Here is a 22109-nt window from a genome sequence, read left to right as displayed (position 1 = left end):
GGTGCTCGACGCCGACAGCCGGCCCGTCAGCACGGCGGTTCTCGTGCGGATGCTCGTGGGCTCGCGGTTGCGCTCGCAGCTCGCCTACCGCGGCAGCTTCGTGACGGACCTCGTGGGGCAGGTGGTGCTCGGGCTCACCGAATTCGTGGAGCTGTACGTGATCGTGAGCAACGTCCCGGCGTTCGGGGGAATGACCTTCGCGCAGACGCTGCTCGTGTTCGGCCTCGCGTCGCTCTCCTTCGCCATCGCGGACCTCGTCATGGGGGAGACGGACTCGATGGCCGAGGCCATCAGGACGGGCAAGCTCGAGGTGCTGCTCGTCCGCCCGGTGCCCGTGCTGCTGCAGCTCATGACCATGGACCTGCAGTTGCGGCGCGTGGGGCGGGCCCTGTTCGCGGTGGCCGCCCTCGTCGTCGCCCTGGTGCTCACGGACATCGACTGGAGCCCGGCCACCGTGCTGCTGATGGTCGTCACGCCGGTGGCCGGCGCCGTGATCTTCTGCGCGCTCTTCCTGGGCGCCGGGGCCATGCAGTTCTGGTTGCTGGACGGACGGCAGTTCGCCAACGCGTTCACCTACGGCGGCCGGTACGTCTCCACGATGCCCGGGGCGGCGCTGTTCCTGCCCATGCAGATCCTCTTCACGTTCGTCATCCCGGCGACGCTCGTGGCCTACGCCCCGAGCCTCGTGATCCTCGGCGTCGAGGGTTCGGCCGCCATCCCCGCCTGGACGGGATGGCTGAACGTGCCTGCCGCGATCCTGCTCTCGGGCGCCATGCTGCTGCTGTGGCGCGCAGCGATCCGCAAGTACACCGGAGCAGGGGGCTGACATGGCGATCATCGAGGCGGAGCAGCTGAGCCGCAGTTTCGACGTGATGGAGTCCGCGGGCCGGTTCCGGCGCCGACGGCGCGTGGTGCACGCCGTGCGCGACATCACCGTGACGGTCGAGCCGGGCGAGGCCGTCGGGTACATCGGGGCGAACGGCGCGGGCAAGTCGACGACGATCAAGATGCTCACGGGCATCCTCGTGCCCAGCTCGGGCACGGTCCGCGTGTGCGGGCTCGACCCCGTGCCCGATCGCCGCGCCCTCGCCCGGCGCATCGGCGTGGTGTTCGGCCAGCGCTCCCAGCTCTGGTGGGACCTGCCGCTGCAGGACTCCTACCCGATCCTCGCCGCCATGCACCGGCTACCGAGGACGGACTGGTCCCCGCGGTTCGACGAGCTCGTGGAACGCATGGACCTCGGCGGCTTCCTCACTACCCCGGTACGTCAGCTCTCGCTGGGGCAGCGCATGCGCGGCGAGGTGGTCGCGGCCCTGCTCCACCGGCCGGAACTCGTGATCCTCGACGAGCCCACCATCGGACTCGACATGATCAGCAAGGAGAGCCTCCGCCACTTCCTCGACGTGGAGCGCCGCGAGCACGGCACCACGCTGCTGCTCACCACGCACGACATGAGCGACATCCAGCGCCTCTGCCGCCGCGTGTTGGTGGTCGACGACGGCGCACTCGTGTTCGACGGCGCCCTCACGGAGCTCGCGGGGCTCGACGGCGGCACCCGCACCATGATGGTGGACCTCGCCGAACCCGTGGTCGACGCGCGGCTGCTCCTTCTGCCCGACGGCGCCCGCCACGTCGGTGTCGAGGCCCAGGGCGTGCGCCACAGCATCGCCTTCGATCCACGCCGCGTCAGCGCGGCCGCGCTGCTGGCCGCGATCTCGACCACCGCGGAGGTGGCCGACCTCTCGCTGCAGGAGCCGGACATCGAGCAGTTGGTGCGGCGGCTGTACGGCACGGCTCAGCCCGTACCCGACGACGGCGCCGAGTAGCGCCGCGAACGACGGCGGGTCAACGTCGCGCCCGACGGCGGGAGGCGGGGCTCCGCGGACGACGGCGCGGCTCGCGAGAGCGTTGACGCGGCGGGTCAGCGCCGGTGCAGGCCGTCGAACACCATGACGATGATGTCGTCGGCCAGGGTGTCCGGGGTCAGCGGTCCACCGGGGCGGTACCACTCGACGATCGAGTTGATCGTCCCGAAGATGAGCCGGGTGGTGGTCCTCGGATCGATGTCGCTGCGGAGGGAGCCTTCCCGGCGGGCGGCGTCCACGAGGTCCGCCACGCGCCGGTCGAAGGTGCGTCGTCGCTCCAGCGCCTCCCGCTCCACCTCGGTGTTCCCCCGCAGCCGCAGGAGCAGGGTCACGAAGGGCAGACGGTCGATGAGCACGGCGATGGTGCCGCGCAGCACGAACTCGAGGCGGGCATCCGCGGCGCCGGTGCTCGCGCGATCGTCCTGCACCACGGCCTCGAGACCGCCGAGCGCCTGGTCGAGGGCGAGCCGCAGCAGGTCGCCCTTCGACGGGACGTGGTGGTAGATGGCGGACTTGCTGATGCCGAGGTCCTCGGCCAGCATCCCCATGGAGGTGGCCTCGTAGCCGTGCCGGTTGAAGGCGGCCACGGCGGCGGTCAGGACCGACTGCTGGTCGTAGCCCGGTCGGCCCCTGCGGGCGGTCGTGAGCGGGGATCCTCCGGCGGCGGTCATGCCGTCATTTTTGCACGACCGTTCGGTCAGTATGCCCCCGTCAGGGCCGCCGGACCGTTGACTGCCACTCCCGCCCCTCCCTATACTGAACGAACGGTCGGTAAATAGCCGCGCCGTCGAGATCAGCGAGGTAGCACCATGACGACGACAGCGATCGACGCGGGAACCCGCGCGGACCACGACGCCGACGGCGAGCGTCTCTTCACGGAACTGATCGCGCAGGACTCCCGGATCGAGCCGCGCGACTGGATGCCCGCGGACTACCGGAAATCCCTGACGCGGCAGATCTCCCAGCACGCGCACTCCGAGATCATCGGCATGCAGCCCGAGGCCAACTGGATCACCCGGGCGCCGTCCCTGAAGCGCAAGGCCGTCCTCATGGCCAAGGTGCAGGACGAAGCAGGCCACGGTCTCTACCTCTACTCGGCGGCGGAGACGCTCGGCACCTCACGTGACCAGATGACCGAGGACCTCATCGCCGGCAAGGCTCGCTACTCCAGCATCTTCAACTACCCGGTCCTGACGTGGGCGGACATCGGTGCCATCGGCTGGCTCGTCGACGGCGCCGCCATCTGCAACCAGGTGCCGCTGTGCCGTGCGTCCTACGGACCCTACGGCCGGGCGATGGTGCGCATCTGCAAGGAGGAGTCCTTCCACCAGCGGCAGGGCTTCGAGATCCTGCTCGAACTGGCCAACGGCACCCCCGAACAGCGGGCCATGGCACAGGACGCCGTCAACCGCTGGTACGCGCCGTCGCTCATGATGTTCGGCCCGCCGGACGAGGACTCACCCAACTCGCAGAAGTCCATGGAGTGGAAGATCAAGCGCCACTCCAATGACGAGCTGCGCGCACGCTTCGTCGGCATGATGGTGGAGCAGATCGCCGTGCTCGGGCTCGAACTGCCGGACAAGGACGTCCGCTTCAACGACGAGACCGGCCGCTGGGAGCACGGACCCCTGGACTGGAACGAGTTCAAGGAGGTCCTCGCCGGCCGCGGACCCTGCAACGCGCAGCGCCTCGAACGGCGTCGCGAAGCGCACGAGGACGGTGCCTGGGTGCGTGAGGCCGCCGCGGCCTACGCCGAGAAGCAGGCTCTCAAGCACGCGCAGGCGGCGTAGGTGACCGGCGGATCGACCACGGGCGACGACGGCGCCACAGCACCGTCGTCGGGCCCCCGCGCGCCGCGCGCGGCCTGGCCCCTGTGGGAGGTCTTCGTGCGGTCCTCGCGCGGACTCTCGCACGTGCACGCCGGGTCGCTCCACGCACCGGATGCGCAGATGGCCCTGCGGAACGCCCGTGACCTGTACACCCGCCGCAACGAGGGCATCAGCCTGTGGGTGGTGCCGGCGACCGCGATCATCACGAGCGACCCCGACTCCAAGGACCAGTTCTTCGAGTCCCCGCAGGGCAAGGACTACCGTCACGCCACGTACTACACCAAGAGCGAGGGGGTGAAGCACCTGTGAGCGAGGCCAACGCCAGCGCCACCCGCATCACCCCGGGCAACGCGCTCCGTCCCGAGGACATCGCACTGCTCGAGGCGAAGCCGACCGACGCCGTCGCGCAGTACGCACTGTGGCTCGGGGACGACGCCCTGATCCTCGCCCAGCGCCTCGGCTGGTGGATCTCCCGTGCCCCCGAGCTCGAGGAGGATGTGGCGCTCGCGAACATCGCGCTCGACCAGATCGGGCACGCGAGGTCCTTCCTGACCTACGCCGGCCAGGCCTGGGACAAGACCGAGGACGATCTCGCCTACTTCCGCCGGGAGCCGGAGTTCCGCTCGGTGCATCTCGTGGAGCAGCCCAACGGGGACTTCGCCCGCACCATCGCGCGCCAGTTCGTCGTCGCGCTCTACCAGTGGGAGCTCTACTCGCGCCTGGTGCGCTCGAGCGATCCGACGCTCGCCGCGATCGCCGCCAAGGCGGTCAAGGAGGTGGACTACCACCGGGACCACAGCATCCAGTGGATCCTCCGCCTCGGCCAGGGCACCGAGGAGTCGCGCCGCAGGATGATCGCCGGGCTCAGGCTCACCTGGCCGTACGTCGAGGAGCTCTTCACCGACCACCCGCTGCTCGATAAGCTCGGCGACGCCGCGGTGCGCCCGAGCAGCCTCCGTGAGCCCTTCGACGCCGCGGTGCAGGCCGTGCTGGCCGAGGCCGAGCTGGACGTCCCGCAGGTGCCCGGTGCCGTGGGCGGCGGGCGGTTCGGCCGTCACAGCGAGCATCTCGGCTACATCCTGGCCGAGCTCCAGGTCCTCGCCCGCGAGCATCCCGGGGCGTCATGGTGACCGTCATGGACCTCCGGCCGTCCTCCGCCGTGGACGCCGCGGCCTGGGACATCGCCGCGACGGTCTGCGATCCGGAGATCCCCGTGCTCACCATCGAGGACCTCGGCATCCTGCGTGACGCCCACGTGTCCGAGGACGGACAGGTCCTCGTGACCATCACTCCGACGTATTCCGGCTGCCCCGCCATGGACGCCATCCGCGACGACGTCACCGCGGCGCTCACGGGCGCCGGCTACTGCGAGGTCGCCGTCCGCCTCGTCCTCTCACCTGCTTGGACCACGGACTGGATGAGCGAGGACGGCAAGGCGAAGCTCGCCGAGTACGGCATCGCGCCGCCCTCGGGCCTCACCACGGCCGGTCCCGTGCGCATCGGGCTCAGCGTCAAGTGCCCGCAGTGCGCGTCCCTGAACACCCGCGAGATGACGCGCTTCGGCTCCACCTCCTGCAAGGCCCTGTACGTCTGCAACGACTGCCGGGAACCCTTCGACTACTTCAAGGTGCACTGATGGCCGTCGTCCTCGCCCCCTCCACTCAGCGGAGGAGCGCGTTCAACCGCCTCACGGTGCGCGAGGTGCGCCGCCTGACCGAGGACGCCGTCGAGGTCACGCTCGACGTCCCCGCCGAGCTCCAGGAGAAGTACGACTACCTGCCCGGCCAGTACGTGGCGCTCCGGACCACGCTCGATGTCGACGGCGAGCCGAAGGAGGTGCGGCGCAGCTACTCGATCTGCGCCGACCCGCGTCCCGGCGAGCTGCGGGTGGCCGTCAAGCGTGACCTCGGGGGCGTCTTCTCCACCTGGGCCAACGAATCGCTGAAGGCCGGGGACACCCTCGACGTGATGAGCCCGCTCGGCCAGTTCACGCCGCGCACGACGGCGGGGCAACAGGCCGTCTCGCTCGTCGCGGTGGCCGCCGGGTCCGGCATCACCCCCGTCATCTCGATCGCCCGGTCGATGCTCGCGAGCGGGCCGAACGTGCGCTTCGACCTCGTCTACGCGAACCGAGCAGCCATGGACGTGATGTTCCTCGAGGAACTCGCCGACCTCAAGGACCGCTTCCCCGCCCGCTTCGCCCTGCACCACGTGCTGTCCCGTGAGCAGCGCATCTCGCCCCTGCTCACCGGGCGGATCGACGCCGAGAAGCTGGAGATGCTGCTCGGCACGGTCATCTCCACGGAGGACGTGGACGAGTGGTTCCTCTGCGGGCCCTTCGACTTGGTGCAGCTGTGCCGGGACTCGCTCGCCGAACGCGGCGTCCCGGCCGAGAAGATCCGCTTCGAGCTGTTCACCACCGGTGAGCCCACGCGTCCCGAGGGGAGCGTGGGGCGTCCGGTCGCGCAGGCCGAGGCCGGTGAGAACTACACCATCTCCTTCAACCTCGACGGTCTCCGAGGTTCCGTCCAGAGCCCCACCCATGCGCGCGAATCCATCCTGAACGCCGCGCTCCGCGTACGGCCCGACGTGCCCTTCGCATGCGCAGGGGGAGTGTGCGGCACCTGCCGTGCCAAGGTGGTCGAGGGCACGGTGGACATGGTGGAGAACTACGCCCTCGAGCCCGACGAGGTGGCGAACGGCTACGTGCTCACGTGCCAGGCCCACCCGACGAGCGACGCCGTCGCCGTCGACTACGACGCCTAGGAGTACCCGTGCCCGCAGAAACCCCGCCGTCGGTCGCGCCCGCCGATCCGGCTCCCTCGATGGTGCGTCTGACCATCGCCGACGGCATCGCCGAGGTGGTGTTGGACGCTCCGTACCGGCTCAACGCCGTGGACGTCCAGGCGCTCGATGATCTCGCCGCCGCGTACGACGACGCCGCAGCGGGCGTGCGCGAGGGCACCGTCCGCGCCCTGGTGCTGCGCGGCGAGGGGCGCGCGTTCTGCGCGGGCCGCAACCTCGGTGCCATCACCTTCGAGGACGACGACGCCTACGCGTTCCTCGACGTGACTCTGACGCCGCTGCTGAGGAAGATGGCCGAATTCCCCGCGCCGACCTTCGCGGCGGCGCAGGGTGCCTGCCTTGGTGTGGGCCTCGGCCTGCTCATCGCCACCGACGTCGTCTACGTCGCCGAGGATGCGAAGATCGGCTCGCCGTTCGCGAACCTCGGGCTGGTGCTGGATTCCGGTGGACACTCGCTGTTCACCGACCGGCTCGGCTCGCACCGCGCGCTCGACCTCATGTACACCGGGGACCTCATGACCGGTGCGGAGGCGGTGGCAGGCGGTCTGTTCAGCCGGGCCGTCCCCGCCGCCGACCTGCTCGGGTTCACGCGTACGAAGGCCGCACGGGCCGCGAGCGGACCGCTGCTGTCCCTCGTCGCGTCGAAGCAGCTCGTGGGCCGGATCCGCGACGAACGCCTCGGCCTGTGGGAGGCGATCAGGGGCGAGAACGACGTCCAGGGCGTGCTCGGGGCGTCCGAGGACTACCGCGAAGGCCTCGAGGCATTCAGGGAGAAGCGGGCGCCGCGTTTCGGCCGCTGACTCAGGCCGACGGCAGCCCTTCTCGGGCCCCATGACCGGTCACGACGGCGAAGAGGAGTGCCTGCTTCCACGTCCATTCCCGGCTAGGGGACGACCGGGAAGCCGGGCAGGCCGTCGATGCTCTCCGCATTCCGCCGCTGGCGGTAGTCGGCAAGGCCGTCGGAACCCAGCTTCTCTGCCTGCAGACGCAAGAGGTCGCGTTCACCCTCGACCTTCATGACAGGCACTCCCCATCCACAGGTGTCGCTGATCCGGCTGATATCGACCGTGATCACCGCCCGCGTACTCGGATGCTCCGGATGCAGCGCTACGACGTCGTCGAACCCAGCTGTCCCGGGAAGGAACACGGTTCCTCGCCCGTGGAGCCTGACGATGCGGGGTCGCTTGTCGAAGGAGGTGAACATGATGCAGACCCGTCCGTTCTCCCGGATGTGCGCGATCGTCTCGATGCCGCTGCCCGTGTAGTCGACCCAGCCCACGCGGCCGGGCCCGAGGACGGAGAACGAATCGTGGCCCCGGGGCGACACGTTGACGTGCTCATCCGTGCCCGAAGGTGCGGTGGCAACGAACCACACGGGCTGTTCCTCGATCAGGACCTCAGACGGCTGTCGATGGAATCGAAGACGGTACCCATCGCCCGAGCATAGTTGCCGCACTTTCGCGCGCACGGATCGAGGCGCCCTCCGCCGTGGCGGCCGAGGGCAGCTCACACGCTCGTGACTGATCGGACGTCAGGTGTGACCTACGGCGTCGGCAGGATGTACAGCTGGGCGACGGCCTGCTCGAAGTAGGCAGGTTCGGCGTCGAGGACGGACTGCGGGCACGTGATGATCGTGCTCACGACGCCGCCGTTGACGGGCATGGCGCGGGTGGCGATCAGTCGCACGCCGGTCTGGCCGTCGAGCGTCAGCCCCGGCAGCGTGCTGGTCGCGAGATCCATGGTCGGTCCGCCCGCGAAATTGATGCTCACGGGCACCGAGCCGGGCGTCCCCTCGGCGGTGCCGCCCTCGAGTTCCGCGAAGTATTCGAGCAGGAGGGTCAGGTAGCTCTGGCTCGCCGTGGCGTCGCTCGTCAGGTCGTCGAAGCCCTCCACGGGCTCGATGATGGACTGCTCGAGCTCCATGCTGCATCCATTGTCGTTACTGAAGTAGAAGATGCCCTCCACGGGTGATTCGTCGATCGTCCACGGGTCCGGCGGAAGCCCCCACGAGGGCGCCTTGGTGAAGGTCGTCGCGACGTCCAGCGGTTGCACCTCGGGGACGTCGATCGCCGTCCCGGCACCGGCGTCGTCGGTGAATTCGGGGATGGCGATCTCGGTGGGAGCGGGAACGGGATCGGAGCCGGAGGAGGACGGCGTACTGCTCGCTGCCAGGCCTATGAAGAACAGCGTGACGATCAGCCCGATGAAGCCGACGACGACCACGCCCACACTGATCAGGACCCAGCCCCAGACCGGCAGGCCGCCCTTCCGCGGCGGGGGTCCCATCGGGTACGGCCCCTGCTGGCCGGCTCCCATCGGGTAGGAGCCCTGCTGGCCGGCTCCCATCGGGTAGGAGCCCGGCTGCCCGGGGCCGGTGGGGTAGGAGCCCTGCTGCCCGGGCGCCGACGCGAAGGAGCCGGGACCGGCGGGCGGTGGCATCGACGGCGACGACCGCGGACCGGTCGGCGGCGCATGCGGGTCCGGCGCAGCGAAAGCCGGGACGGGGCCGGTCCGCTCCGGGGACCCATCGGAGTGCTGCTGACCGCTGAGGGGCCCGGGCGGGATCGGCGGGACTCCGCGGCGGGAGTCGTCGTGCTCGGTACTGTCGGTGCCGCCCGGTGATGCGTCGTTCGTCATGGTTCCCCCATCGAGAACTCTCGCGCTACGGCGGAGCTGAGCCTCCGCCCTCTGCATTATGCAGCCCGCCGCTCCGCTGCATAATGGGGACCGCCGGAGCGGGTCGGTATCAGCGGGTGTCGAGGTCCTCGAAGACGAGGAAGGTCTGCGTGTCGAGGACGCCGGGCATGGACTGCAGCTGGTCGAAGATGACGCGCCGAAGGTCCACGTTGTCGCGGGCACGTACCAGGAGGATCACGTCGAAGTCCCCGCCGACGAGCGCGATGTGATGCACCTCCGGTATGGCCCGGAGGACCTCGCGCAGTTCGCGCCACGAGTGCTGGCGGACCTTGAGCGTCACGTAGGCGGAGGAGCGGAGCCCCGCCTTGGTCGGATCGATGATGGCGGTGAAGCGCGTGAGCACACCCGTCTCGGTGAGCCGGGCGATGCGCGAGTAGGCGTGCGCGCGGCTGATGTGGACGTTCTCGGCGACCGACGTCACGGACTGCCGGCCGTCCCTGGTGAGCTCGGCCAGGATGCGTCGGTCGACGTCGTCGAGCGGCCCCTCGGTCATCGGAACACTTCCTCACGTAATGCGCGTCACATCGAGCTTTTGTCCACAGAATACGGCGCTTCGCGCACGAACATCCACACTAGGGCCGATCCGTGGATACGAACGGCTCAGTTGCCCATACTGGAGCAACACAGCATCCAGCGTCGGATTCGACCCCGGCGCCTTGAGAGTGCCGCTTCAGCGGTGGACGACGGAGGCAGGATGAGCACGGCAACCAACGAAGGCCGCGGGAGCCTGATGGGCGGATCGAGAGGCCGGGATGCATCATCCGCCGGCGCACTCCTGCCGTCCGCGGAACCCGTCCAGCTGGTGTCCCCGGAGGGCACCCACGTCCCGGACGAGCACTACTCCCTGCCCGACGGCGACCTCCTGCTCAGCGCGTACGCCCGGCTCGTCACCGGCCGCCGCGTGAACGACCAGGCCAACGCGCTCGTCCGCCAGGGGCGCATGGCCGTGTACCCCTCGTCCCACGGTCAGGAGGCGTGCCAGGTGGCAGCCGCCGTCGTCCTCGACGACGAGGATTGGCTGTTCCCCACGTACCGCGACACGGTCGCGGTGATCACGCGCGGCGTCGACCCGCTGGAAGTCCTCACCCTCCTGCGCGGTGACTGGCACGGCGGGTACGACCCCTACGAGCACCGCGTGGCCACTCAGGCGACACCGCTGGCCACCCAGCTGCTCCACGCCGTCGGCGTCGCGCATGCCGCGAAGCTGCGCGGAGAGCCCACGGTGGTCCTCGCGATGTGCGGCGACGGCGCCACCAGCGAGGGCGACTTCCACGAGGCGCTCAACTTCGCCGCAGTGTTCCACGTGCCCGTGGTGTTCTTCATCCAGAACAACGAGTTCGCCATCTCCGTGCCGCTCAAGCACCAGAGCGTGGCGCCCAGCCTCGCGCACAAGGCGATCGGCTACGGCATGCCGGGGGAGCGCGTGGACGGCAACGATCTCGCCGCGCTGCTCGCCGTGCTCGGAGCCGCCGTGGACCGCGCGCGCGACGGCGGCGGCCCCTCGCTCATCGAGGCGCACACGTACCGCATGCAGGCACACACGAACGCGGACGACGCCACGCGCTACCGCACGGCCGACGACGTGGAGCGGTGGGTGCCGAAGGACCCGATCACGCGCATGCGCACCTACCTGCGTAGCCTCGACCTACTGACCGACGACGGCGAGCAGCAGCTCGCCGACGCAGCGGACGCCGTGGCGGCGACCATCCGCGCGGGTCTCAACACGGAGGTCCACGTGAATCCGGCAGAACTCTTCGAGTACGTCTTCAACGAGAAGACCACCCAGTTGCGTGAGCAGGCCGAGCAGCTGCGCGAGGAACTGAGCCGGGACGGCCTCGCGTCGCATCCCGGCGACGGCTCCACCGGGAACGAAGCCGCCGGGGAGGACCAGCGATGACCCAGATCACCGACGCACCCGTCGCGGCCCCCGAAGGCCAGCAGGCGGCGCCCGTGAAGCGGGCCACCGCCACCTTCGCCAAGGCGCTCAACGCCGCGCTCGCCGACGCCATGGAGGCCGACGCCACCGTTCTCATGTTCGGTGAGGACGTGGGGCCGCTCGGCGGGGTCTTCCGCATCACCGACGGTCTCACCGCCCGCTTCGGCGAGGAACGCTGCTTCGACACTCCGCTCGCCGAGGCCGGCATCATGGGCATGGCCGTGGGTATGGCCATGAACGGCATGACGCCGGTGGTCGAGATGCAGTTCGACGCCTTCGCCTACCCCGCCTTCGAGCAGGTGGTCAGCCATGTCGCGAAGATGGCGAACCGGACGAAAGGCAAGGTGCGCCTGCCGATGGTCATCCGGATCCCCTACGCCGGCGGGATCGGTGGGGTGGAGCACCACTGCGATTCCTCCGAGGCCTACTACGCGCACACCCCCGGCCTCACGGTCCTCGCTCCGGCCACGGTCCGCGACGCCTACTTCATGCTGCGCGAGGCCATCGCGTCACCGGACCCCGTGGTCTTCCTCGAGCCCAAGAAGCTGTACTGGTCCAAGGAGGAGGTGGACCTCGAGGAACTCCGGCGCACGTACGACGACGGCCAGGCGCCCAAGCGGATCGGCCGCGCCGTCGTCGCCCGCGCCGGGACCGACGCCACGCTGATCACCTACGGTCCGTCCGTCCCGACGGCGCTCGCCGCCGCGGCCGCCGCCGCCGAGGAGGGCCGGTCCCTCGAGGTCATCGACCTCCGGTCCATCGTCCCGTTCGACGACGAGACCGTGTGCGAGAGCGTGCGGCGGACCGGCAGGGCCGTCGTCGTCGCCGAGGCGCCGGGCTTCGCCTCCGTGGCCTCGGAGATCGTGGCGCGCGTGCAGGAACGCTGCTTCCACTCGCTGGCCGCGCCGGTGCTGCGCGTCACCGGGTTCGACATCCCGTACCCGTCGCCGAAGCTCGAGCACTTCTACCTGCCGAGCGTGGACCGGATCCTCGACGCCGTGGACGACCTCCAGTGGGAGGACCAGCCGTGAGCGCACCCGCCGTCTCGCCGCAGTTGCAGGTGTTCGCGCTCCCGGATCTGGGGGAGGGCCTCACGGAGGCCGAGCTCGTCTCCTGGCTCGTGGCCGAGGGGGACGTCGTGGTGGTCGACCAGCCCATCGCGGAGGTCGAGACCGCGAAGTCGATCGTCGAAGTGCCGTCGCCCTTCGCCGGGGTGGTGGCCGTGCTGCACGGTAAGCCGGGCGAGGTGCTCGATGTCGGAGCGCCGTTCCTCTCCGTGCGGCCCGAAGGGGCCGACTCAGAGGTGCCTGACGCCTCGACTGTACCCGGGGAGGTCGCCACGCTGGCCGTCGCCGCCGCCGAGCTGCGCGAGGACGCCGGAGTCCCGACCGCGGCGACGTCCGGGGACACGGCGGCCGCTGCGGCTTCCGACACCGGTTCCGGCAACGTGCTCATCGGGTACGGGACGCCCGGTGGGCTGACGGGTGGCCGGACACGCGCACGCAAGGCATCGGCCCGTTCCGGCGGAGTGCCGGTCGCCTCCGTCGCCGTGGTGTCGAAGGACGCCGTGGCGCCGATCTGCGTGTCCCCGCTCGTCCGGAAGCTCGCGCGCGACAACGGCGTACGGCTCACGGACATCGCGGGCACGGGGGAGAAAGGGCTCATCCTCCGGCGCGACGTCGAACAGGCGCTCGCGTCCCGGCAGGTCCAGGCGGGTGCTGAGGAACCGGCGACCGCGCCCCCGGCAGCAGCCGTGAGCATGGTGGACGCCGCGCCTGTGCCGACGACGTCGGACGCCGGGACGGATGCACGCTCCGGGCTCGCCATCACGGAGCGAACGCCGCTCCGCGGGGTCCGCCGGACCATCGCCGACGCCATGACGCGGAGCCGCCGGGAGATCCCGGAAGCGACGGTGTGGGTCGACGTCGACGCCACCGCCCTCGTAGACCTCCGCGCGAGCCTCAAGCGTGCCGCGCCGGACGCCACGCCGAGCCTCCTGGCCTTCGTGGCGCGCTTCGTCGTCGCCGGCCTTGCCCGGTATCCCGAGCTGAACAGCCGGATCGTGACGCGCGAGGACGGCACGCAGGAGCAGGTGCGGGTGGACGGCGTGAACCTCGGCATCGCGGCGCAGACCGACCGCGGCCTCGTGGTCCCGAGCGTCCGCCGGGCGGACACGATGAGTGCGAGGCAGCTCGACGCCGAGATCCGCCGCCTCGCGGTGCTGGCGCGCGAGGGGCGCGCCACGCCGTCGGAGCTCTCCTCCGGGACGTTCACGCTGAACAACTACGGCGTGTTCGGCGTGGACGGCAGCGCGGCGATCATCAACTACCCGGAGTCGGCGATCCTCGGCGTGGGGCGCATCATCGATCGGCCGTGGGTGGTGGACGGACAGCTCGCGGTGCGCAAGGTCACCGAGCTCACGCTCGCCTTCGACCACCGGGTGTGCGACGGCGGCACGGCGGGCGGCTTCCTGCGCTTCGTCGCGGACGCGATCGAGAACCCGGGAGCCCTCGTCGCCGACCTGTAACCATACGGTCGGCCGCCGGCACGGTCCGTCGGCAGTGCGCCCGGCGCCCGGCGCTCCGCAGGTCGCCGGCCGCTGTCAGGCGTCTCTCAGGACTCGTCCGGAATGCCGAGGAGCCCGCGCTGGGCGAGGTCGGCTTCCGGGGCCGCTTCCGGGGGCAGCGGATCCGTGGCGTCGGGGACGTCGTCCGGGACGTAGTCCTTCAGGCCCAGGGCCACTTCCTCGCGCTCGGTCGCGAGCGCCAGGGCGTCGTCGTCCACGTGGTCGTCGAACGTGCCGTACGTCCGTGGCGACGGCCGCGGCAGGGCGTCGTTGTCGGGAGTGGGATCGTCCAGTGTCGGGAACTCTCCGTTGATGTCGGCCATCACTCCTGCGTAGGAACGCGTAGGAACGGTCGCGACGACGTGGCTGGTGCCGGCCGGTGGTTCCGCTCGAGGACGGCGCGATCTATGATCCGCCGATCACGCCAGGTCCTCCGGGCGGGTACGTAGCTTCCGGGCGATCACGGCGAGCGCGCGCTGGTCGTCCTCGTCGAGGGGGTCGAGGACGGTCTCCCTGACGGCCCGGACGTGTGTCGGCGCTGCCGCCACCACGACATCGAACCCCGCCTCGGTGAGGGCCACGAGGGTGTACCGCCCATCCGACGGGTCGGACGACCGGGTTGCCCATCCCCGCTGTTCGAAGCGCTTGACCACGTTGGACAGACGGGACAGGGACCCGTTCGCGAGGTACGCGAGCTCACTCATGCGGATCTCGTGATGCGGTGTCTCGGAGATGTGGCTGAGGGTCAGGTAGTCGAAGAGGGTCAGCCCGGCGTCCTGCTGCAGCGGCGCCTCGAGGCGCCCCGGCATGAGGAGCACCAGCGACACCAGCCCGGTCCAGGCCTCCTTCTCGTCGGGGGACAGCCAGGCGACGGGTCCCGGCGCACTGCCGCGGGGGTGGACGCTCGGGGAGGAAGCCATGGAGTCATCGTATCGACGGCTTTCACTTCACGCGTGAAGTGATTCTGCTACGATGACTTCACGCTTGAACTTATTGTTCGATCGCCATCCCACCGAAGGACACATCATGCCCGTCACCCTGATCAATCCGGAGAATCACATCTCGGTCCCTCTGTACCATCACGTGTCCGTGGCGACCGGCTCGCGACAGGTCCACATCGCCGGGCAGGTGGCGTGGGACGAGGAGGGCAACCTGGTTGCGCCGCGTGACCTTGCAGGTCAGATCGTCCAGGTGCACCGCAACGTGGCGAAGTCCCTCGCCGCTGCGGGAGCAACCTTCGACGACGTGGTCCGCGTGACGTGGTACGCCGCGGGGTGGAAGCCGGAGATGTACGACGCCTTCACCGAGGGCATGGACAGGGCTCGGGAGGAGTTCGGCATGCCGACGGTTCCCGCTGCACTCATCGGGGTCGACATCCTCTTCGAGCCGGGGATCCTGATCGAGGCCGAAGTCACGGCGGTCATCGCATGACGCGCCTGCTGCCCGCCCGGTCGGCGGATGGGGAGACTCCGTGACCGTCCTGATCGTCACGGCCCACCCCGATCCGGAATCCCTGACGCACCATGTCGCAGCCCGTCTCGGTGCGTTCTTCGAAGGGCAGCACCCTCGGTTCGCGCACCTGGCCCAGGAGCACTTCGACCCCCGCTTCACAGCCGAGGACCGGGACCTGTACCGCGGGGTGGGGCAGCGCCATCCTTCCGTCCTGCGCGAGCAGGAACGGCTCGACGCCGTCACGGACGTGGTGCTCGTCTTCCCGGTGTACTGGTGGTCCATGCCGGCGCTCCTCAAGGGATGGATCGACCGGATCTTCATCGCCGGATGGGCGTTCGACGACGACGGCGGCAGGGTGCAGCCGCGGCTCCAGCATCTGACCATGCATCTGATCCCCTTGACGGGAACGGCCGAGGAGTCGTTCACACGGCACGGGTACGCGACGTCGTTCACCACGCAGGTGGAGCAGGGCATCATCGGCTTCTGCGGCATGCGCCACGGGACCACAGCTTTCGTCCACGAGTCCGAGTCCGCCGACAGGAGCGCCCTCGACGCCTCCGTCGCTGCAGCCACGGGCCGCGTCGCGGCCTCGATCATGCAGGGGCAGGAGCAGGGGCAGGTGTCCAGGGAGGGGCGACGGATCGGACTCGGGTGAGGTGCCCTCCACCGACCGCCGCGGCGCCGTGACCCGCCAGCCCATCGGGAGGCGCCGGGGAGGGGGTGCTCGATGCCGTGGCGACACCGGCGCCCCGCGGACCCTAGGGTTGTATCGGTGATCGAGTCCTCCGAAACAGTCCCCTCCGGCACCCCGACCACCCGACCCGGCTTCGTCCGGGTCATCGGCGCCACCGAGAACAATCTGCGCGGGGTGGACGTCGACTGCCCGCGGGACGCCGTGGTCGCCTTCACGGGAGTCTCCGGCTCGGGCAAGTCCTCCCTCGCCTTCGGCACCATCTACGCCGAGGCCCAGCGCCGCTATCTCGAGTCCGTGGCGCCGTACGCGCGGCGGCTGATCCAGCAGGGCCACACGCCGCACGTCGCCTCGATCACGGGACTGCCGCCCGCCGTCGCCCTCCAGCAGCGGCGCGGCACTCCGAGCGCCCGCTCGACCGTCGGCACGCTGACCACCCTCTCCAACTCCCTCCGCATGCTCTACTCCCGAGCCGGCACCTACCCGGCCGACGCCGCCGGCCGGCTGGAGTCGGATGCCTTCTCGCCGAACACGGCGGCCGGCGCCTGCCCGCGCTGCCACGGCCTCGGGATCGCGCGCGACGTCACGGAGCAGTCCCTCGTGCCGGACCCGTCGCTCAGTATCCGCGAGGGCGCCATCGCCGCCTGGCCGGGCGCCTGGCAGGGGAAGAACCTGCGCGACGTCGTCAGCGAACTCGGTCATGACATCGACGTCCCGTGGCGCGAGTTGCCCGAGGAATCCCGGACCTGGCTCCTGTTCACCGAGGAGCAGCCGGTGGTCGAGGTGACCCCGCAGCGTGACCGCGTGGCCAAGCCCTACAAGGGACGTTTCTGGAGTGCGAAGAGCTACGTCCTGCACACCCTCCACGATTCCAAGAGCCCTCAGATGCGCGATCGCGTGCTGCCCTTCATGGAATCCGGGCCGTGTGGTGTCTGCGGTGGGAGCGGCCTGCGGCCCGAAGCACTCGCGGTGACCTTCGCCGGCCTCTCGATCGCCGCCGCCAACGCGCTCCCGCTGGCGGAGCTCGCAACGCACCTCGAACCGGCGGCGACGCTGGAGCACCCGTCCACCGCCCACCGGTCCTGGACCTCGGGCGAGGGGACCGAGGTCTCGGTGACCATCAGCGGGGACCTCGTGCAGCGGCTCGGCACGCTGGTGGACCTCGGCCTGGGGTACCTGAGTCTCGGCCGTGCCACCCCCACGCTGTCGCCCGGCGAGATGCAGCGGCTGCGGATCGCCACCCAGCTGCGCTCGGGCCTGTTCGGCGTGGTCTACGTGCTCGACGAGCCGTCCGCGGGGTTGCACCCGGCCGACGTCGAGCCGCTCCTGGCCGTGCTCGAAGAACTGAAGGATGCCGGGAACTCGGTCTTCGTCGTCGAGCACAACATGGACGTGGTGCGTCATGCCGACTGGATCGTGGACGTGGGACCAGGTGCGGGCGAGGGCGGCGGCACGGTCCTCTACAGCGGGCCGGTCGAAGGCCTCGCCGATGTTCCCGCCTCGAAGACCGCACCTTTCCTCGAGGGGGCAGGACCGGCCGGCAGCGGACCCGGTGGTGGCAGGACGCCCCCACCCCGCCCGCCCGCCGGGTGGCTGCGCCTGACCGGCATCCACCGCCACAATCTCGCCGGGCTCGACGCCGAGATCCCGGTGGGCGTGCTGACGGCGGTCACCGGGGTGTCCGGGTCGGGGAAGTCGACCCTCGTCAGTACCGTCCTGGCCGAGGCCGTGGGCGCCCACGTGCGCAACGACACCCCGGAGGAAATCGACGACGACGGCGAGCGGGACGGCGTGGTCGGGCCACCGGTCGCCGGGATCAGCGGGCTCGAGGCCGTGGACCGGCTGGTCAGCGTCAACCAGAAGCCGATCGGGCGGACGCCCCGCTCGAACCTCGCGACGTACACCGGGCTCTTCGACGCCGTCCGGAAGGCCTTCGCTGCGACGGACGAGGCGAGGACCAGGGGATTCGGTGCCGGGCGCTTCTCCTTCAACGTGCAGGGCGGGCGATGCGAGACGTGCCAGGGCGAGGGATTCGTGTCCGTCGAACTACTCTTCCTCCCCGGCAGCTATGGTCCGTGCCCCACCTGCCACGGGGCGCGCTACAACGAGGAGACGCTGGCGGTCACGCTGGAGGGGAGGAGCATCGCCGACGTGCTCGCCATGACGGTCGACAACGCCGCCGGGTTCCTCGCCGACGTGCCCGCGGCGGCACGCTCCCTTCACACGCTCCGCGAGGTGGGGCTGGGTTACCTCCGGCTCGGCCAACCGGCCACGGAGCTGTCCGGCGGGGAGGCCCAGCGCATCAAGCTGGCCACCGAACTGCAGCGCGCGCGGCGTGGCCACACGCTGTACCTGCTCGACGAGCCGACCACGGGTCTGCACCCGGCCGACGTCGTGCTGCTCCTGGCGCAGCTGCGCACGCTCGTGGAGGCGGGCAACACCGTCGTGGTCGTGGAGCACACCATGTCCGTGGTGGCGGGAGCGGACTGGGTGATCGACCTCGGACCGGGCGGTGGTTCGGCGGGAGGGTCCATCGTCGCGACGGGCACCCCGGAGGACGTCGCACGGCTCGATCAGGGGACGAGCGTCACGGCGCCGTACCTCGCAGCACATCTCACCGGGCGCCGGCAGGGGGCCGTGCTCGAGGCCTGATCCAGCGCGGGAGAGAACTCGTCCCGGACCGACGGGCTGCGTCGATCAGGGCAGGAGGGCGATGCTGAGGACACCCAGTGCGAGCAGGAACAGGCCCAGCGCGGCGGGTACGGAGCGTTTCACCGTGCCCGTCGAGAAGCGCTCGTAGACCTTCTGCAGCCGGGCTCGCACTGTGTCGCCGTGCGCCATGCCGAGCGCGAGCAGGATCAGGCAGGGCACGCAGTACACCACGGCGTACCCGGCGAGGACGAGCAGCCCCGTGCCCGTCGAGGTGTCGGCGTCGACCATCCGCTCGATCGCGATGAAGTAGGGGAAGGCGTTGGGGAGGTCCGCGCCCGTCATGATGACGCCGAGCGGCAGTGCCGTGCCCACGCCGAACCACGAGGGCAGGGTGATGCCCTTGCGCTCGCGCTCCCTGAGGCGGCGGAACCCGGCGATGAAGAGTGTCACCGCCGCGATGACGAACACGATCCGGCGCAGCCACACCAGACCGTCCCCCACGGCGTCGGCCGCTGCTCCCGCGGCGAGGAAGATGACGGCGCCGAGGATGAAGACGGTGCTCATGGCGCCCACGACGAAGGCGAGCGCGGCGGGTACCGGGCGGGTGGGTACCGTCAGCAGGATCAGGGTGATGGCCACGATGGTGGCCGGGTTGAACGAGTCGGCCAGGGCCAGGCCCGCGATCACGGCGAGCAGCCCGGCGGTCATGCCGCACCGCCCTTCGTGCCGATCCAGACGAGGAGGGCCTCGACGGACGGCACCGTCTCACCGGTCACCGCGTTCATGACGAGCCCGTCCCCGAGCAGGCGCACCGCCGACGCCGCCACCGGATCGCCGAGCTCGGCCTCGAGGAGTCGCTCCCACCGCGCGGATGCAGCGGCCGCCTCGCCGAGGAGATCGCCCGTCGAGGAACCCAGGTCGGTGAACGCCAGCAGGAGGGCCCGGTACAGATCCGCCTCCTCCCGCGACATCGACAGGCGGAGCCAGGTCTCGACGACGCGGTGGTCCTCGACGGCTGCCGCCAGGGCGCCGTCCATCATCGTGATCATCTGCTCGGCGAGACCTTCGACGAGCGCGGCCCGGCTCCGGAAGTGGTGCATGAGACCGCCCTTCGAGACGCCGGCCGCAGCGGCGATGGCATCGAGGGAGGGGATGGTGCCGGCGCTCAGGGTGAGCGTCCGCGCGGTGTCGAGGATGCGTTCGCGATGGGACATGAGGGAAGAGTATCAGGAGAACCGACCGACTGGTCGGCCTGCAGGTGAGTCACTTCCTCAGGTATCGAGCTCCGGGCGCGCGGCAGGGAGTCCGACGGCACCGGCCACGGACGTGACGAGGAGCGCGATCCACCCGAGGAGCAGGAGGGCGAACCCGCCGATGTCCCCGGCGCTCGCGTCGGATGATCCCCATGAGAGGTACAGGCCGTTGGCGATCAGGATCGGAAGGCTCCCCAGAGCGAGGATCACCGCGCCGATCTTCACGACGTCGAACCGATGACCCACAGCCCTGCCGATGAGGAGGAACCCGACCGGAGCGGCGAGCCCGAGGAGCGCCGAGGTCGCGTGGGCGGCGATGTACGTCGAGGGGACTGCGGAGCCGGCGACGAAAGCCACTCCGGCGAGGAAGGACACCACGAAGGAGAAGATGCCCGGCAGGGTGCGGCGCAGAGCGGTCATGCGTCACTCTGTCACGGCGCGTGGCGGCGGCGCCCGATCGGCGTGCTCGTTAGGGTGGGGCCATCCCGTGAACCTCCGTCGTCGATGCGGCACCGTGAGCATGAAGCCGTAGGGTTCTCGAGCGTCATCACGCCGATGTGCTCACGCCACCCCTATGATCTCCTCAGTCGGCATCGCATCAGCAGCGCCGTGACGGTGGGGGAGCGCAAGGGTGATCAAGAAGACTGCAGGTGTCCGGCTCGGTATCGGCGTGGTGACGGGAGTGCTCCTTCTCGGCACCTCAGGGTGTTCGTTGCTCAGTCGCGACCTCCCGGCGCCCGATCGCAACCAGGCCGGTGAGATCGTCACCGAAGCGGAGACCAACGTCCTGTCCCTCGAGGTAGGGGACTGCACGTCGACGCTAGCGCCTCCCGATCAGGCTGAGGCCGCCGCGTCCGGCGAACGGGTCGGCGTCAGCGAGGTGACCGCCGTCCCCTGTCAGGAGGACCACGTCTTCGAAGCCTACGCAGAGTCGACGCTGCCTGACGGCGACTTCCCCGGCGATGCCTCGGTCGCCGACGCGGCCGATGCGTTCTGCGCGACCGAGTTCGAGGCCTTCGTCGGGTTGTCCTACGACGAATCAGAGCTGTACTTCACGGCTCTGTCACCCACCGAGGAGGGGTGGTCGTCGATGGGCGACCGGCAGATCCTCTGCATGGTGCACACGGAGGACGAAGCACCGCTGGTGGGGTCCCTCGCGGGAGCCGCGCGCTAGCCGGGCCCATGCGGTCCCACCATGAGCTGAGCCGACGCCAGGGCACGCCCATCGTGCTCCGGACACCCGTCCCCGCGGACGCCACGCGGATCGCCGAGGTGCACGTGTCCACGTGGCGGGAGGCTTACGGGCACCTGCTGCCGACGGACTACTTCGACGAGGCGCACCTGCAGGGGCGCGTCGACATGTGGACGCGCATGCTCGGGGCGCCGCGGGAGGAGTGGTCCCTGCGGGTCGCGGAGCACGACGGCGGCCTCGTCGGGTTCGCGATGTCGGCACCGAGCCCCGCCGCGGAGGGTCATCAGCCTCCCTGGGAGCGGCAGCTGTTCACCCTGTACGTGCTGGCGGAGCACCACGGCTTCGTCCATCACCGACGCCCGGATGGTGCGCTAGCTCTCCCTGCGCGACGGTCCGCCATCCGCCCGATGCGCTACAGGTGCCTGAGGTACCGCTCGGGTGAGGTGAGGAAGGCCTGCCAGGCGGTGACGAGGTCGAGGTCCTCCCACCGTCGCGGTCGCAGCCCCCAGCTGCCCACCTCGAGGATCCTCGCCTGTGGCAACGCCGCGAGGAGGGGCGAGTGTGTGGACAGGATCACCTGGGACGTCCCGGACGCCACGAGTTCCTTGAGGACCCCGAGCAACGCGAGGCATCCGGAGAAGGACAGCGCCGACTCCGGTTCGTCGAGGACCCACAGCCCGGGCCCGCGGAACCTGTCGACCACGAGTTCGAGGAACGATTCGCCGTGGGACATCTCGTGGAAGGCGGCGTCCGGTCGGCTCATGCTGGGGTTCGATTCGAGGTAGCTGAAGAAGCCGTGCATGGTCTCGGCCCGCAGGAAGTACCCGCGGCGGGTGGTGCCGGCATTCCGCACCAGCTGGAGGTGATCGGCGAGGACCGACTCGGAGGCACGGGTGGTGTGCTGCGCGCCCGTCGACCCGCCCTCGGGGGACAGCCCGTACGCCAGGGCGATGGCCTCGATGATGGTGGACTTGCCCGAGCCGTTCTCACCCACGAGGACGGTGGCGGGTCCGAGGTCGAGGCCGTGGTCGAGGATCGAGGCGACCGGCGCGAGGGTCGCCGGCCAGCTGCGACGGGCGAGGGGATGCTCGGGGTGCTCGGTCACCCGTCGGATCGGGAAGCGCTCGAAGGCCATGCGGACAGTGTGCCCTCGAGGAGCCCGAACGGCGAA

Annotated in this window: 25 protein-coding genes; 15 read left to right on the top strand and 10 right to left on the bottom strand. The window is 70.2% G+C overall.

Features of this window, described 5'->3' with window-relative positions; genetic code table 11:
* Window position 1: 1 nt before the first annotated feature.
* Both AC4D16_RS06745 and AC4D16_RS06740 read left to right on the top strand, forming a co-directional pair.
* Window positions 2–826, top strand: a complete 825-nt coding sequence (locus AC4D16_RS06745) for an ABC transporter permease (protein WP_490954380.1) — start codon at window positions 2–4, stop codon at window positions 824–826.
* 1 nt (window position 827) lies between these two features.
* Window positions 828–1826, top strand: coding sequence for an ABC transporter ATP-binding protein (locus tag AC4D16_RS06740; protein ID WP_490954379.1), 999 nt, complete (start codon window positions 828–830; stop codon window positions 1824–1826).
* A gap of 95 nt (window positions 1827–1921) precedes the next feature.
* Here the strand turns inward: AC4D16_RS06740 and AC4D16_RS06735 are convergent, their stop codons facing one another.
* Complete coding sequence (locus AC4D16_RS06735; RefSeq protein ID WP_490954378.1) at window positions 1922–2536, bottom strand: TetR/AcrR family transcriptional regulator; 615 nt, start codon at window positions 2534–2536, stop codon at window positions 1922–1924.
* A gap of 138 nt (window positions 2537–2674) precedes the next feature.
* Here AC4D16_RS06735 and paaA point away from each other — a divergent pair, with 138 nt between their 5' ends.
* The 6 genes from paaA to AC4D16_RS06705 are packed head-to-tail and all read left to right on the top strand — an operon-like array spanning window position 2675 to window position 7299.
* Window positions 2675–3655: a 1,2-phenylacetyl-CoA epoxidase subunit PaaA gene (paaA, locus tag AC4D16_RS06730; RefSeq protein ID WP_490954377.1), complete on the top strand. Its 981-nt coding sequence runs from the start codon at window positions 2675–2677 to the stop codon at window positions 3653–3655.
* The gene (gene paaB / locus AC4D16_RS06725; protein ID WP_490948158.1) at window positions 3656–4003 is read left to right on the top strand and encodes a 1,2-phenylacetyl-CoA epoxidase subunit PaaB; all 348 of its coding nucleotides are present in this window, start codon (window positions 3656–3658) and stop codon (window positions 4001–4003) included.
* On the top strand, window positions 4000–4824 hold the full coding sequence (paaC, locus tag AC4D16_RS06720) for a 1,2-phenylacetyl-CoA epoxidase subunit PaaC (protein WP_490954376.1): 825 nt from the start codon (window positions 4000–4002) through the stop codon (window positions 4822–4824). Before paaB ends, paaC begins: the two co-directional genes overlap by 4 nt.
* Window positions 4818–5330, top strand: coding sequence for a 1,2-phenylacetyl-CoA epoxidase subunit PaaD (gene paaD / locus AC4D16_RS06715; RefSeq protein ID WP_490948160.1), 513 nt, complete (start codon window positions 4818–4820; stop codon window positions 5328–5330). Before paaC ends, paaD begins: the two co-directional genes overlap by 7 nt.
* Complete coding sequence (paaE, locus tag AC4D16_RS06710; protein WP_490954375.1) at window positions 5330–6460, top strand: 1,2-phenylacetyl-CoA epoxidase subunit PaaE; 1131 nt, start codon at window positions 5330–5332, stop codon at window positions 6458–6460. Before paaD ends, paaE begins: the two co-directional genes overlap by 1 nt.
* A gap of 59 nt (window positions 6461–6519) precedes the next feature.
* Window positions 6520–7299, top strand: coding sequence for an enoyl-CoA hydratase/isomerase family protein (locus tag AC4D16_RS06705; protein WP_490954685.1), 780 nt, complete (start codon window positions 6520–6522; stop codon window positions 7297–7299).
* An 83-nt stretch (window positions 7300–7382) separates the two neighbouring features.
* On the opposite strand, the gene AC4D16_RS06700 is transcribed toward AC4D16_RS06705, so the two are convergent.
* The 3 genes from AC4D16_RS06700 to AC4D16_RS06690 form a co-directional block, all read right to left on the bottom strand.
* Window positions 7383–7874, bottom strand: a complete 492-nt coding sequence (locus AC4D16_RS06700; RefSeq protein ID WP_490954374.1) for a pyridoxamine 5'-phosphate oxidase family protein — start codon at window positions 7872–7874, stop codon at window positions 7383–7385.
* Between the two features lie 167 nt (window positions 7875–8041).
* Window positions 8042–9136 carry a hypothetical protein gene (locus AC4D16_RS06695; protein WP_490954373.1) on the bottom strand — a complete coding sequence of 365 codons (1095 nt, stop codon included), beginning with the start codon at window positions 9134–9136 and terminating at the stop codon, window positions 8042–8044.
* A gap of 109 nt (window positions 9137–9245) precedes the next feature.
* Entirely contained in the window at window positions 9246–9689 is a 444-nt protein-coding gene (locus AC4D16_RS06690) for an Lrp/AsnC family transcriptional regulator (RefSeq protein WP_490948164.1), read from the bottom strand.
* Between the two features lie 237 nt (window positions 9690–9926).
* Between AC4D16_RS06690 and pdhA the strand changes: the two genes are divergently transcribed.
* The 3 genes from pdhA to AC4D16_RS06675 are packed head-to-tail and all read left to right on the top strand — an operon-like array spanning window position 9927 to window position 13659.
* Window positions 9927–11093 carry a pyruvate dehydrogenase (acetyl-transferring) E1 component subunit alpha gene (pdhA, locus tag AC4D16_RS06685; protein ID WP_490948762.1) on the top strand — a complete coding sequence of 389 codons (1167 nt, stop codon included), beginning with the start codon at window positions 9927–9929 and terminating at the stop codon, window positions 11091–11093.
* On the top strand, window positions 11090–12163 hold the full coding sequence (locus AC4D16_RS06680; RefSeq protein WP_490954372.1) for an alpha-ketoacid dehydrogenase subunit beta: 1074 nt from the start codon (window positions 11090–11092) through the stop codon (window positions 12161–12163). Before pdhA ends, AC4D16_RS06680 begins: the two co-directional genes overlap by 4 nt.
* Window positions 12160–13659: a dihydrolipoamide acetyltransferase family protein gene (locus AC4D16_RS06675; protein WP_490954371.1), complete on the top strand. Its 1500-nt coding sequence runs from the start codon at window positions 12160–12162 to the stop codon at window positions 13657–13659. The genes AC4D16_RS06680 and AC4D16_RS06675 overlap by 4 nt, the downstream gene beginning before the upstream one ends.
* An 86-nt stretch (window positions 13660–13745) precedes the next feature.
* Here the strand turns inward: AC4D16_RS06675 and AC4D16_RS06670 are convergent, their stop codons facing one another.
* Together AC4D16_RS06670 and AC4D16_RS06665 are read right to left on the bottom strand one after the other, a co-directional pair.
* The gene (locus AC4D16_RS06670; protein WP_490954370.1) at window positions 13746–14021 is read right to left on the bottom strand and encodes a hypothetical protein; all 276 of its coding nucleotides are present in this window, start codon (window positions 14019–14021) and stop codon (window positions 13746–13748) included.
* 96 nt (window positions 14022–14117) lie between these two features.
* Window positions 14118–14618: a MarR family winged helix-turn-helix transcriptional regulator gene (locus AC4D16_RS06665; protein WP_490954369.1), complete on the bottom strand. Its 501-nt coding sequence runs from the start codon at window positions 14616–14618 to the stop codon at window positions 14118–14120.
* Window positions 14619–14724: 106 nt separating this feature from the next.
* On the opposite strand from AC4D16_RS06665, the gene AC4D16_RS06660 reads away from it, so the two are divergent.
* From AC4D16_RS06660 to AC4D16_RS06650, 3 genes are all read left to right on the top strand, one after another.
* Entirely contained in the window at window positions 14725–15129 is a 405-nt protein-coding gene (locus AC4D16_RS06660) for a RidA family protein (RefSeq protein ID WP_490948169.1), read from the top strand.
* Window positions 15130–15169: 40 nt separating this feature from the next.
* Window positions 15170–15805, top strand: coding sequence for an NAD(P)H-dependent oxidoreductase (locus AC4D16_RS06655; protein ID WP_490954368.1), 636 nt, complete (start codon window positions 15170–15172; stop codon window positions 15803–15805).
* Between the two features lie 72 nt (window positions 15806–15877).
* Window positions 15878–18493 carry an excinuclease ABC subunit UvrA gene (locus tag AC4D16_RS06650; protein ID WP_490954367.1) on the top strand — a complete coding sequence of 872 codons (2616 nt, stop codon included), beginning with the start codon at window positions 15878–15880 and terminating at the stop codon, window positions 18491–18493.
* Window positions 18494–18538: 45 nt separating this feature from the next.
* On the opposite strand, the gene AC4D16_RS06645 is transcribed toward AC4D16_RS06650, so the two are convergent.
* Genes AC4D16_RS06645 through AC4D16_RS06635 form a run of 3 tightly spaced genes read right to left on the bottom strand, consistent with a single transcriptional unit; the run spans window position 18539 to window position 20166 of the window.
* The gene (locus AC4D16_RS06645) at window positions 18539–19201 is read right to left on the bottom strand and encodes a GAP family protein (RefSeq protein ID WP_490954366.1); all 663 of its coding nucleotides are present in this window, start codon (window positions 19199–19201) and stop codon (window positions 18539–18541) included.
* On the bottom strand, window positions 19198–19707 hold the full coding sequence (locus tag AC4D16_RS06640) for a TetR/AcrR family transcriptional regulator (RefSeq protein ID WP_490954365.1): 510 nt from the start codon (window positions 19705–19707) through the stop codon (window positions 19198–19200). The genes AC4D16_RS06645 and AC4D16_RS06640 overlap by 4 nt, the downstream gene beginning before the upstream one ends.
* 57 nt (window positions 19708–19764) lie before the next feature.
* Window positions 19765–20166 carry a hypothetical protein gene (locus AC4D16_RS06635; RefSeq protein WP_490954364.1) on the bottom strand — a complete coding sequence of 134 codons (402 nt, stop codon included), beginning with the start codon at window positions 20164–20166 and terminating at the stop codon, window positions 19765–19767.
* A 211-nt stretch (window positions 20167–20377) separates the two neighbouring features.
* On the opposite strand from AC4D16_RS06635, the gene AC4D16_RS06630 reads away from it, so the two are divergent.
* Window positions 20378–20920 (top strand): septum formation family protein, encoded by a 543-nt coding sequence (locus AC4D16_RS06630; protein ID WP_490954363.1) that lies wholly within the window; start codon window positions 20378–20380, stop codon window positions 20918–20920.
* 430 nt (window positions 20921–21350) lie between these two features.
* Here AC4D16_RS06630 and AC4D16_RS06625 read toward each other — a convergent pair whose 3' ends face one another.
* Window positions 21351–22073, bottom strand: coding sequence for an AAA family ATPase (locus AC4D16_RS06625; protein WP_490948175.1), 723 nt, complete (start codon window positions 22071–22073; stop codon window positions 21351–21353).
* Window positions 22074–22109: the final 36 nt, after the last annotated feature.

Source organism: Arthrobacter sp. TJ-236 (assembly GCF_058269235.1).
This window is presented reverse-complemented; position numbering and strand designations above follow the sequence as displayed.

Excerpts from the sequence above, each read along its gene's own strand:
- AC4D16_RS06635 (WP_490954364.1), bottom strand. The coding sequence starts at position 20,166 with ATGACCGCTCTGCGCCGCACCCTGCCGGGCATCTTCTCCTTCGTGGTG.
- AC4D16_RS06640 (WP_490954365.1), bottom strand. The coding sequence starts at position 19,707 with ATGTCCCATCGCGAACGCATCCTCGACACCGCGCGGACGCTCACCCTG.
- AC4D16_RS06665 (WP_490954369.1), bottom strand. The coding sequence starts at position 14,618 with ATGGCTTCCTCCCCGAGCGTCCACCCCCGCGGCAGTGCGCCGGGACCC.
- AC4D16_RS06645 (WP_490954366.1), bottom strand. The coding sequence starts at position 19,201 with ATGACCGCCGGGCTGCTCGCCGTGATCGCGGGCCTGGCCCTGGCCGAC.
- AC4D16_RS06660 (WP_490948169.1), top strand. The coding sequence starts at position 14,725 with ATGCCCGTCACCCTGATCAATCCGGAGAATCACATCTCGGTCCCTCTG.
- paaD (WP_490948160.1), top strand. The coding sequence starts at position 4,818 with ATGGTGACCGTCATGGACCTCCGGCCGTCCTCCGCCGTGGACGCCGCG.
- paaA (WP_490954377.1), top strand. The coding sequence starts at position 2,675 with ATGACGACGACAGCGATCGACGCGGGAACCCGCGCGGACCACGACGCC.
- paaE (WP_490954375.1), top strand. The coding sequence starts at position 5,330 with ATGGCCGTCGTCCTCGCCCCCTCCACTCAGCGGAGGAGCGCGTTCAAC.
- AC4D16_RS06735 (WP_490954378.1), bottom strand. The coding sequence starts at position 2,536 with ATGACCGCCGCCGGAGGATCCCCGCTCACGACCGCCCGCAGGGGCCGA.
- AC4D16_RS06625 (WP_490948175.1), bottom strand. The coding sequence starts at position 22,073 with ATGGCCTTCGAGCGCTTCCCGATCCGACGGGTGACCGAGCACCCCGAG.
- AC4D16_RS06670 (WP_490954370.1), bottom strand. The coding sequence starts at position 14,021 with ATGGCCGACATCAACGGAGAGTTCCCGACACTGGACGATCCCACTCCC.
- AC4D16_RS06650 (WP_490954367.1), top strand. The coding sequence starts at position 15,878 with ATGCCGTGGCGACACCGGCGCCCCGCGGACCCTAGGGTTGTATCGGTG.
- AC4D16_RS06680 (WP_490954372.1), top strand. The coding sequence starts at position 11,090 with ATGACCCAGATCACCGACGCACCCGTCGCGGCCCCCGAAGGCCAGCAG.
- AC4D16_RS06705 (WP_490954685.1), top strand. The coding sequence starts at position 6,520 with ATGGTGCGTCTGACCATCGCCGACGGCATCGCCGAGGTGGTGTTGGAC.
- pdhA (WP_490948762.1), top strand. The coding sequence starts at position 9,927 with ATGGGCGGATCGAGAGGCCGGGATGCATCATCCGCCGGCGCACTCCTG.
- AC4D16_RS06690 (WP_490948164.1), bottom strand. The coding sequence starts at position 9,689 with ATGACCGAGGGGCCGCTCGACGACGTCGACCGACGCATCCTGGCCGAG.
- AC4D16_RS06740 (WP_490954379.1), top strand. The coding sequence starts at position 828 with ATGGCGATCATCGAGGCGGAGCAGCTGAGCCGCAGTTTCGACGTGATG.
- AC4D16_RS06695 (WP_490954373.1), bottom strand. The coding sequence starts at position 9,136 with ATGACGAACGACGCATCACCGGGCGGCACCGACAGTACCGAGCACGAC.